Source organism: Bradyrhizobium genomosp. III, assembly GCF_000261705.1.
GTDB classification, from domain to species: Bacteria; Pseudomonadota; Alphaproteobacteria; order Rhizobiales; family Xanthobacteraceae; genus Bradyrhizobium; species Bradyrhizobium ottawaense.
This window is the reverse complement of sequence record NZ_AJQF01000011.1, coordinates 1-10603: the sequence shown is the minus strand read 5'-3', so window position 1 is coordinate 10603 and position 10603 is coordinate 1. Positions and strand designations below refer to the sequence as shown.

The 10603-nt window shown below is 65.5% G+C and carries 11 protein-coding genes; 1 reads left to right on the top strand and 10 read right to left on the bottom strand.

Annotation, left to right across the window (positions count from 1 at the left end):
* The 7 genes from IC66_RS0100680 to IC66_RS0100650 form a co-directional block, all read right to left on the bottom strand.
* Nucleotides 1-435: aminotransferase class I/II-fold pyridoxal phosphate-dependent enzyme (locus IC66_RS0100680; protein WP_038946306.1), on the bottom strand; the 435-nt coding region annotated here is incomplete at its 3' end.
* Nucleotides 436-442: 7 nt separating this feature from the next.
* On the bottom strand, nucleotides 443-769 hold the full coding sequence (locus tag IC66_RS0100675; RefSeq protein ID WP_026202463.1) for a rhodanese-like domain-containing protein: 327 nt from the start codon (nucleotides 767-769) through the stop codon (nucleotides 443-445).
* 157 nt (nucleotides 770-926) lie between these two features.
* Entirely contained in the window at nucleotides 927-2855 is a 1929-nt protein-coding gene (locus tag IC66_RS0100670) for a potassium transporter Kup (RefSeq protein ID WP_038946305.1), read from the bottom strand.
* A gap of 140 nt (nucleotides 2856-2995) precedes the next feature.
* On the bottom strand, nucleotides 2996-4894 hold the full coding sequence (locus tag IC66_RS0100665; RefSeq protein ID WP_038946304.1) for a potassium transporter Kup: 1899 nt from the start codon (nucleotides 4892-4894) through the stop codon (nucleotides 2996-2998).
* A gap of 230 nt (nucleotides 4895-5124) precedes the next feature.
* The gene (locus IC66_RS0100660) at nucleotides 5125-5955 is read right to left on the bottom strand and encodes an OmpA/MotB family protein (protein ID WP_028145261.1); all 831 of its coding nucleotides are present in this window, start codon (nucleotides 5953-5955) and stop codon (nucleotides 5125-5127) included.
* A 24-nt stretch (nucleotides 5956-5979) separates the two neighbouring features.
* Complete coding sequence (locus tag IC66_RS0100655; RefSeq protein WP_018320941.1) at nucleotides 5980-6753, bottom strand: motility protein A; 774 nt, start codon at nucleotides 6751-6753, stop codon at nucleotides 5980-5982.
* Nucleotides 6754-6966: 213 nt separating this feature from the next.
* Nucleotides 6967-7791, bottom strand: coding sequence for an SDR family NAD(P)-dependent oxidoreductase (locus tag IC66_RS0100650; RefSeq protein WP_038946303.1), 825 nt, complete (start codon nucleotides 7789-7791; stop codon nucleotides 6967-6969).
* 101 nt (nucleotides 7792-7892) lie between these two features.
* On the opposite strand from IC66_RS0100650, the gene IC66_RS0100645 reads away from it, so the two are divergent.
* On the top strand, nucleotides 7893-8186 hold the full coding sequence (locus IC66_RS0100645; RefSeq protein WP_028145263.1) for a hypothetical protein: 294 nt from the start codon (nucleotides 7893-7895) through the stop codon (nucleotides 8184-8186).
* A gap of 16 nt (nucleotides 8187-8202) precedes the next feature.
* Here IC66_RS0100645 and IC66_RS0100640 read toward each other — a convergent pair whose 3' ends face one another.
* The 3 genes from IC66_RS0100640 to IC66_RS0100630 all read right to left on the bottom strand — a co-directional run.
* Entirely contained in the window at nucleotides 8203-8922 is a 720-nt protein-coding gene (locus IC66_RS0100640) for an RraA family protein (protein WP_038946302.1), read from the bottom strand.
* A gap of 122 nt (nucleotides 8923-9044) precedes the next feature.
* Nucleotides 9045-9929: a CDP-alcohol phosphatidyltransferase family protein gene (locus tag IC66_RS0100635; RefSeq protein WP_038946300.1), complete on the bottom strand. Its 885-nt coding sequence runs from the start codon at nucleotides 9927-9929 to the stop codon at nucleotides 9045-9047.
* A gap of 87 nt (nucleotides 9930-10016) precedes the next feature.
* A partial coding sequence (locus tag IC66_RS0100630) for a phosphatidylserine decarboxylase (protein ID WP_049806425.1) occupies nucleotides 10017-10603 on the bottom strand: 587 nt, incomplete at its 5' end.

Below are 10603 nucleotides of genomic sequence, written 5' to 3'. Positions count from 1 at the left end.
CTCCAGCCGCACGAGGCGCGGGATGCCGCCGGCCTGGCGGATGATCGGCAAATAGGAATCATAGACCGGCTGGAAGCACACCACCTCGTCGCCGGGCTGCACCACCGCGAGGATCGCCGAGGTCAGTGCCTCGGTGCCGCCGGAGGTGACCATCACCTCGCTCATCGGATCGAGCTTGAGCCCGTGCCAATGGCCGTAATGGGTCGCGATCGCCTGGCGCAGCTCCGGCAGGCCCATCATCGAGGGATACTGGTTGTAGCCGTTCAGCGAGGCCTCGGCCGCGGCGCGGCGGATGTCCTCCGGCCCCGGATCGTCGGGAAAGCCCTGGCCGAGATTGATGGCGGCATTGTCGCGCGCGGCCTGCGACATCGCCTCGAAGATGGTGACGGGAAGGTCGGCGAAGACCTTGTTCAGCGAAGAGCTCTTGGACGTCATCGCGGGGCTAGCCACCGACCTTGCTGGGAAGCCCCGCCGCCTTCCAGCCCAGCATGCCGCCGGCCAGATGCTTGTCGTAAGGCAGGCCCGCCGCCTGAGCCGCGAGCGAGGCCGTCACCGAGCGTTTGCCCGAGCGGCAGGCAAACACGACGTCCTTGCCCTGGGGATCGGGGATCGCCTTGGGATCGAAGGTCGAGAGCGGCACCACGACGCCGTAGGGATAGGCCTCGGCTTCGACCTCGTTCGGCTCGCGCACGTCGACGAGGAGATAGCGGCCCTCCGCGACACCCTTGGAGACCTCGTCCGGGGTCAGATCCTGCACCTGGTTTGCCACATCATCCTCCAACGTCGCGCGTGCCAGCCGGACCTATCCCGGCCGGCGGCAACCTCGCCTCTCGGCTCACGAAAATCAAGCGCTACAAAGGCTTGAGCCGCGCGGCGCAAGTTAAAGCTAAATCGCAGCGACTTGAAGTGGGGCGTTGGCCGGCCGCCTAAATCGTCACCTGCGTTCCGACCTCGACCACGCGGCCAGAGGGGATCTGGAAATAGTCGGTGGCGTCGTTGGCCGAGCGGCTGAGCGAGATGAACAGCCGGTCCTGCCAGCGCGGCATGCCGGAATGGACGGCGGGCTTGAGCGCTCTGCGCGACAGGAAGAACGAGGTCGACATGATGTCGAACTGCCAGCCGAGCTTGCGGGCGATCGCCAGGGCTTTCGGCACGTTGGGCGATTCCATGAAGCCGAACTTCAGCGTCACCTTGGAGAAGGTCGGTGAGATCTGCTCCAGTTTCACGCGCTCGGCCGGATCGATCCGTGGGGTCTGCGCCGTCTCGATGGTGAGAATGACATTCTTCTCGTGGAGCACTTTGTAGTGCTTCAGACTATGCATCAGCGCGGTCGGCGCGCTGAGCGGGTCGGAGGTCAGGAACACCGCGGTGCCGGGCACCCGCTGCGGCGGCCGCTTCTCCAGCATCGCCACGAGATCGGCGAGCGGGAACTCGAGCTTGCGCGACTTCTCGAACAAGAGGCGGCTGCCGCGCCGCCACGTGTACATCAGGATGATCATGAGCGCGCCGAGCGCCAGCGGCACCCAGCCGCCTTCGAACACCTTGAGCAGGTTGGCGGCCAGGAACGTGAGGTCGAGAAACAGGAACGGCGCAATCAGCGCTCCGGCCGCGAGCGGCGACCAGCGCCAGACCTTCCAGATCACGACGAAGCCCATCATCGCCGTGACCACCATGGTCCCGGTGACCGAGATGCCGTAGGCCGAGGCGAGCGCGCTGGACGAGCGAAACAGGAGCACCAGCAGCACCACCGCGACCAGCAGCAGCTGGTTGATGCGCGGGATGAAGATCTGGCCGGAATGGGCTTCCGACGTATGGCGAATTTCGAAGCGCGGCAACAGGCCGAGCTGGATCGCCTGGCGCGTCAAGGAATATGCGCCTGTGATGACCGCCTGGCTGGCGATGACGGTCGCCATGGTGGCGAGCACGACCATGCAGCCGCGGAAGAAGCCCTGCGGGAAGAGCTGGAAGAACGGGCTGACGATGGCGCCGGGATCGCCGAGCACGAGGGCGCCCTGCCCGAGATAGTTCAGCGCGAGCGACGGCAGCACGATGAACAGCCACGCGGTCTGGATCGGTCGCTTGCCGAAATGGCCGAGATCGGCATAGAGCGCCTCAGCCCCGGTGACCGCGAGGAACACCGCGCCCAGCGTCACGAAGCCGATGATGCCGTGGTGGAACATGAAAGAGACCGCATAGAGCGGGTTCAGCGCATACAGCACTTGCGGCTGTTGGATGATCGGATGGATCGCCGCCGCGGCAAGGACCGCAAACCAGACGCACATGATCGGGCCGAAGAAGGCGGCGACGCGGGCGGTTCCGCGCGACTGCACGGCGAACAGGCAGACCAGGATGACCACGGTTAGCGGCACGATATAGGGCCCGAACCGCAGCGTGACGTCCTTCATGCCTTCGATCGCGGACAGCACCGACAGCGCAGGCGTGATCACGGCATCGCCATAGAACAGCGCGCCGGAAATGATGCCAAGCAGGACGACGGTCGCCCCGCCGGTGCCGACCGCGCGCTGGGCCAGCGCCATCAGCGCCAGCGTGCCGCCCTCGCCGTTGTTGTCGGCGCGGAGCAGGATCACGACGTATTTGAGCGTCACCACGACGATCAGTGCCCACAGGATCAGCGAGACCACGCCGAGCACCGCCGCCGGCGTCGGCAGCCCGTCCGCGCCCGATGCCGCCATCACCGCCTCGCGGAACGCGTAGAGCGGGCTGGTGCCGATATCGCCGTAGACGACGCCGATGCTGCCGAGGGTCAGCGCGCCGAAACGGGCGGTGGTATGGGCCTCGCCATGCCCATTGGCCGCCGCCGTTTCCGGGGCGGAAATCACTATGTCGCTTGTCATGGGAGAGCCCAGTGGCCTCTAAAATGCTTCACTGCACAATGGCGGAAGAGCGCGCGGCTTATAGTCCTGCGCTACCGGCATAGCCTAGCCCGATTCCGGGGCTTAGACATGCAAATTTGCATGACTAAGGCAGTTGCGTTCTAGATGGTGACTTGGGTTCCGACTTCAACCACCCGTCCCGTGGGGATCTGGAAGTAATCCGTGGCGTCGTTGGCGGACCGGCTGAGCGCAATGAACAAATGGTCCTGCCACAGCGGCATACCCGACTGCGCTGACGCCTTCAGCGACCTCCGGGACACGAAGAACGACGTCGACATGATGTCGAACTGCCAGCCCTGCTTGCGCGCGATCGCAAGTGCCTTGGGCACGTTCGGCTGCTCCATGTAGCCGAAGCGCAGCCGGACCTTCGAGAACTTCTCGCTGATCTTCTCCATCCGGAATCGCTCGGACAGATCGACCCGCGGCGTATGCGCGGTCTCGATGGTCAAGATCACGTTGTGCTCGTGCAGCACCTTGTTGTGCTTGAGATTGTGCAGCAGCGCGGTCGGCACGAATGAGGGATCGCTGGTCAGGAACACCGCGGTGCCCTTGACGATGTGCGGGGGCCGCTTCTCCAGGCTGCGGATCAGATCGTCCAGCGGCACCTCGATCCGGCGCGTCTTCTGGATCAGGATCCCGGAGCCCTTCCGCCAGGTCCAGATCGTTCCCGCCATGGCCACGCCGAACAGCAGCGGTACCCAGGCGCCCTCAAGCAGCTTCAAGAGATTGGCGCTGAAGAAGCTCAGATCGACGATGACGAAGGGCATGATCACGGCCGCAGCCGTGGCAGCGCGCCAGTTCCACAATTTCCAGATCACGATGAAGCCCATGATGCCGTCGGCGACCATGGTGGTGGAGACCGCGATGCCGTAAGCCGACGCCAGATTGCTGGGGGTGTGGAACAATAGCACCAGCAGCATCACGCCGATCAGCAGCAGCCGATTCACCCGCGGCAGGTAGATCTGGCCGGCGTGAGTCTCGGAGGTGTAGCGGACCTCGAAGCGCGGCAAGAGGCCGAGCTGTACCGCCTGATAGACCAGCGAATAGGCGCCGGTGATCACCGCCTGGCTCGCGATCACGGTCGCGGCGGTCGCAAGCCCGACCAGCGGCAACACCAGGCTCTCGGGCACCATGCGATAGAACGAGTGCTCGATCGCGCTGGGATCAGACAGCACCAGCGCGCCCTGCCCGAAATAGTTGATCAAGAGCGCGGGCAGCACAAAGAACATCCAGGCCGACTGGATCGGCTTGCGCCCGAAATGGCCGAGATCCGCATAGAGCGCCTCGCCCCCGGTCACCGCCAGGAACACGGCGCCAAGGGTGACGAGGCCAATCGTGCCGTGCGACAGCACGAACTGCACGGCGTAATAGGGATTGATCGCCGCCAGCACCGAGGGATCGTCGGCGATGTGGACCGCTCCCATCACGGCGATGACGGCGAACCAGATCACCATCACCGGCCCGAAAGCCGAGGCCACCAGCGCCGTCCCCTTGCTCTGGACCGCGAACAGCAGCACCAGGATGAGGACGGTGAGCGGCACCACGTAATGCTCGAGCGCGGGGGTTGCGAGCTTCAGGCCTTCGACCGCCGATAGCACCGAGATCGCCGGCGTGATCATGGAATCGCCGATGAACATGGAAGCGCCGACCACGCCGAGGGCGAGCAGGAACCAGCTCCGTCGCCCGAGCGCGCGCTGCCCGAGCGCCATCAGCGAAAGCGTGCCGCCCTCCCCGTTGTTGTCGGCGCGCAGCAGCAGCAGCACGTATTTGGCGGTGACGACGATCAGCAGCGCCCACAGGATCAGCGAGAGCACGCCGAGAACCATGACGCGCGAGACCGGCTCGCCATGGGCGGCGCCCCTGACCGCCTCGTGGAACGCGTAGAGCGGCGAGGTGCCGATATCGCCGAACACGACGCCGATGCTCCCGAGCGTAAGGGACCAAAAGCCCGAGGTGACCGGCCCGTCCTGGGTCTCGGTCTGTGTGATGCTCGCCGTCATGAAGATGGAAAACGCTTCTTCCCTGGAATTGATCCGGCGCCTTTTGACGCTTCCAGTGCGCCTGTCAATCGGCGCACCACCATAGCAGGCGCAGAGCCGGATGCTGTGACGCTGCAGCCACGCTCATTGCCAGCGCGACGACATGCCTCAGGTAGAATGGTAGCGCAAGGGGGCCTATTTTCCGGGCAGGATCTCGTCGGAAAAAGGTGCTCACCGTGCCCGGGTGATGCTCACGGCTTCAGATTCGGCGGCAGCGGCGGATCTTCGCGCATCAGGGTGATGGTCACCCGCCGGTTGGCCGCGAGCGAGGGATCGTCCGGAAACAACGGCTGGGTATCTGCCTTGCCGGAGACGGCGAAGATGTGCGACGGCGGCAGGCCCTCGCGTTCGAGGATCTGGCGAACGGCATTGGCGCGGTCGGCCGACAGATCGAAGGCGCCGTAGTCGCTGCGGGTCGGCACGAAGCCGGCCGCTGTGTGGCCGGCGATGGAGACGCGGAGCGGCGTGGCCTTGAGCGGGATCGCGAGCTTCTCGACGAGGCGGCGGGTGCGGTCATAGGGCACCTTGGAGCCGTCGGCGAACATCGAGCGGCCGTCCTGGTCGACGATCTCCAGATTGAGACCCTGCTTGGTCTCCTCGAACATGATGTGCTTGGACATCTCGGTCAGCTCCGGCATGTCCTGCAACGCCTGGCGCAGCGAGGCTGCGGCGAGCGCGAAATTGCGGTCGACCTTGATCTTCGCGCCCGACGTCTTGTCGCGATCTTCCTGGTCCGGGGTCGGCGTGTTGGAGGCATCCTCGGGCTGGATATGGTCGACGTTCTTCAGCCGCGGGCGGGTCGGCAAACCGTCGGACTCGACGATGCCGGCATAGCGCGCCTCGCTCTGCACGCCGAAGGCGTCGCGCATCGATCCCGCGACGATCTTCAGCTTGTTGGCGTCCTGCGTCGAGAACGCCACGAGCATCACGAAGAAGCTCATCATCAGGCCCATGAGGTCGGCGAAGGTCACGAACCAGCCGTGACCGCCTCCATGGGCATCGCCGCGTTTCTTCTTGGCCATGTCTCAAAATCCCGGCGGGCGGGCTTACGCCGGCACCGGCTCGCCCTCGGCGTGGCGATGCTTCTCCGGCAGGTAGGCCAGCAGCATTTCGCGCACCAGGGTCGGGCTCTTGGAGTCGCGGATCATCAGGATGCCGTCGATGATCAGCGTGCGGTTGGTCTCCTCGTCCAGCAGCTTGCCGTGCAGCTTGTCGGCGATCGGCAGACAGAACAGGTTCGCGACCAGCGCGCCGTAGAGCGTGGCGAGCAGCGCGGTCGCCATGAACGGGCCGAGCTTGGAAGGGTCGGTCATGTTGGCGAACATCTGCACCATGCCGATCAGGGTGCCGATCATGCCGAAGGCCGGAGCGCAGTCGCCGATGGCGCGATAAATCTTGCTGCCCTCGTCGAGGTGCATGAGGAAGTTGTCGCGGTCGCGCTCGAGATTGTCGCGGATGAAGTCGAGGTCATAGCCGTCGGCGACGTAGCGGATGCCCTTGGCGAGGAAGGGCTCGTCGGTCTCGACCTTTTCCAGACCCACCGGGCCCTGCTTGCGGGCGATCTCGGCGATGCGGGCGAGTTCGTCGACGAGGTCGTGCGCCGACAGGCGGCTCATGGTGAAGGCGAACTTGGCGCCGAGCGGAAGGCCGTGCAGGAGTGCCGAGAGCGGAAAGCGGATCATGGTGGCGGAGATCGAGCCGCCGAAGATGATGATCATGGCATGTTCGGAGATGAACATGTGAAGGTCGCCGCCCATGAAGATCATCATCGTGATCACGATGATGCCCGCAATGAGCCCGACGCTCGTCATGATATCCATGGGATACTCCAACGCGTACGCAACAACGGCCGTCCTGGCCGCTGGCGCGGCCCAACCCCGAACCGCATCGGAAACCCTAGAGTGCCGCCCTTAAAGCCGCGTAAAGGTTAAGTTGAGCCGGCGCGCCAGACCGGGGCAACGCATCGGGATGAGGCCGGCTTTGCCGACTGCCGACACGAATTTCAACGCTTTGCTAACCATGATTGCGGCGCGCTAGCGTGCCAGGCCCGTCAGCTTCAGGCTCAGTTCGCGCAGGCGCTTGCGGGCAGCTGCATCGTAGGCCTGCGGATTGGCACGCGCCTCGTTCATGCCGTTGAAGAACAGCCCGCTCTTGCCTGCGACATCGTCGCCCTCGACGAGGCGCAGGATCGCCGCCCCACCCTGCTCCACCGTCGAGATCGGCGTGACGCCGCCGGCGCGCACCATCGTGGTGTTCATATAGGTCGCCGGATGCAGCGCGTTCACGGTGATGCCCGCGCCCTTCAGTTCGTCCGCGAGATCGATGGTGAACATGATCTGGGAGAGCTTGCTCTGTGCATAGGCACGCGAACCGCTGTAGCCTTTCGTGATCATGACGTCGTCGAAGTCGATCGGGTGCTGGCCGAGGGAAGCGACGTTGACGATCCGCGACGGCGCCGCCGCCTTGAGCAGCGGCAACAACAGATGGGCCAGCAGGAAACCGGAGAGGTAGTTCACGGCAAAGCGCAGCTCGTGACCGTCGGCGCTGACTTGTCGCTGCGGCCCATCGTTTTGCGAACCGATGCCGGCATTGCTGACGAGGACGTCGAGACGTTGATGATCGCGGATGACCGCTTCGGCGAGCGCACGCGTACCCGACATCGACGACAGATCGGCCTGGTAGAAGGTCGGCGCGGCATTGCCGGCTTTCGCGATCTCGTCGCTCAACACCTTCGCGCGCGTGGCGTCGCGGCCATGGATCAGGACCCTTGCACCGTCTTCCGCCAGCCGTCGCGCGACGTAGCGGCCGACGCCGTCGGTCGAGCCGGTTACCAGGATCGTCTTGCCATTCATCTTCATCGTGCGTCCTCCGGCTGCGGCCCTGCGCCACGGGGGCGGAACGAGGGATGACTGCTATTCTAGGGCCCTGCGGCATGCTCCATCGCGGGAGCCGTTTTGCAATGTTGACGCTGTTCAGCCTTCTCACCGCGCTGCCTGCGGTGTTGGCGCTCCACCTGCTCGAGCCGGAACTCGTTCTGCCGGCCTTCAGCCTCGTGCTCTTTGCCGAGGCCGCCTTCGCGGTGATCGCAGCGCGCTTGATTCACCTTCCGGACAATGCGGAGGACATCACGCTGTGGGACCTTGCAGGCGGCTTCACCCTGATCGGGTGCGCCGCCGCGATGTTCGGCGAGCCGGATCAGGCCGCCCTGTTTCTGACGGAACAGGGTGACCCGCGACCGGTGTCGCGGCCTTAGGCCGCCTCATCACCCCTCAGTGGATCTCCGCCGAGCGCTTCAGCGCGGCCTTCAGCTTCTCGAGCGAAAAGTCGGGGCTGCGGGCGATCTCCAGAATCGGCGTCTCGCGGCGGCCGCAGAGCTCGGCGGCCTCCGGCAGCTTTGCCGCGATGTCGAGCGGGATCACGATGGCGCCATGCTGGTCGGCGTGGATCAGATCGTCAGACTTCACGGTCATGCCTGCAACGCGAACCTCGCCGCCAAAGCTCTCCGCATGCACCCAGGCATGCGACGGACCGATCGAGCCGGCCAGCGCCTGGAAGCCCGGCGCCCATTGCGGGATGTCGCGGATCGAGCCGTCGGTGATGACGCCGAGGCAGCCGAGCGCCTTGTGCACGTTGCTCTGCACCTCACCCCAGAACGCGCCGTAGCCGAGGTCGGGACCATCGATGTCCTGGATCACCGAGATGCGCGGACCATGGCCGGTGCCGACATATTCGTAATACTCGATGCGGCGCCTGGACTGCTCTTCGGCCGGAAGCGAGGATTTCAGCACCGAGCGGATCGCGACTGTACGGGCATAGCCGACGATCGGCGGCAGGTCGGGAAACGGGCAGACCAGTTGCTTGGTGGTGTAGCCGATCAGCCGGCGCTCGGGCGCCACAATCTCCATGGCATTGCAGATCGTCGGCGTGTCGTAGCGGCCCAGCGCTTCGAGGACGGAAGCGGGCAGCGGCCCGGTCGCTTTATCAGTCACGGCGTTCTCTCCCAGATTGGCGGTCGCTGTTGGCGCGATGCCGCCGGCACAGGGCGATATAGCCGAGATCAGGTCTCAGCCCAACTCGGGGAGCCTCATGGCAGATATCCGCGTGTGGCCGCTCAGTGCAGCCGTCCGGGCCGGTCGTCGTCGTCGTTGGGCGGCTCCGACAAATTCGCCAGCGTCGGCGCCGACGGCGGTGAGGTGACCTCGCCTCCCGACGGCGCGGAGGCTTCCATCGCGCGGGCCTGGTCGCGATAGGATTTGTAGCCGAGCGGCAGGCAGAGCAGGTACAGGACGGTGCCGGACGAGAGTACGTGCCAGGGATAGGCGATCAGCAGCGCGATGAAGACGATCACCGCGACGAACGCCGGCAGCACCAGCTCCGGCGGCACGCGCATGCGCTTGGTCTTGCCGGAGAACACCGGCAGGCGCGACACCATCAGGAAGGCGATCAGCAGCGTATAGGCCGCCGTCATCGCGGCGGGCCAGCGGCCGAGATCGAGGAACGCAACATAGATCGGCAGCAGCACGGTGATCGCGCCGGCCGGCGCCGGCACGCCCGTGAAGAAATTGGCAGCGAAGGCCGGCTTGTTCGGGTCGTCCATGGTGGCATTAAAGCGCGCCAGGCGCAGGCCGCCGGAGATCGCGAACACCATGGCGGCGATCCAGCCGGCATTGCCGAGCTCGTGCAGCTGCCAGAAATACAGCATCAGGCCCGGCGCGACGCCGAAATTGACGAAATCGGCGAGGCTGTCGAGCTCGGCGCCGAACTTGGACTGCCCCTTGATCATGCGCGCGATGCGGCCGTCGATGCCGTCGAGGGCGGCCGCGAACACGATGGCGTAGACGGCGAGCGACATCCGCCCTTCGATCGACAGGCGGATCGAGGTCAGACCGGCGCAGATCGCCAGCAGCGTGATGACGTTGGGCACCAGCATCCGCACCGGAATCGGGCGGAACCGCCGGCGGCGTACGTCAGGGTCTTTGAAGTCATAGGGCGTCATCGCGGGTCCTCACCTCAAGGCGAGATATAGCAAGCCGCGTCTCGCTCCGCCATTGCGGCGGAAGGCCCCCACAGACCGACTTATTGGTTAATTGGCGCGGAAGGCGCGACTGGGGTCGTCTCCGGAAAGATCGGCCAGAATCGTCTCGCCGGCGATCGCGGTCTGCCCTTCCGAGACCAGCGCCTTGATCCCCACAGGCAGATAGACATCGAGCCGGGAGCCGAAGCGGATCAGGCCGAAGCGCTCGCCGGCGCCGATCGCCTGGCCCTCCCTGACGAAGCAGACGATGCGCTTGGCGACGAGCCCTGCGATCTGCACCACGCCGATCCGCGCCGTCGCCGTCGAGATGACCAGCGAGTTGCGCTCATTGTCCTCGCTGGCCTTGTCGAGCTCGGCATTGATGAAAAGGCCGGGCCGGTAGGCGATGCGGTCCACCCTGCCCGCCACGGGAGCGCGGTTCACGTGGCAGTTGAACACGCTCATGAACACCGAGATGCGCGGCAGCGGCCGGTCGCCGAGCCCGAGCTCGGCCGGCGGCAGCGCCATGGTGATCATCGAGACGCGGCCGTCAGCCGGCGACACCACAAGCCCCTCGCGCACCGGCGTCACACGGACGGGGTCGCGGAAGAACAGCGCGCACCACACGGTCAGGATCGTGCCGATCCACCCCAAAG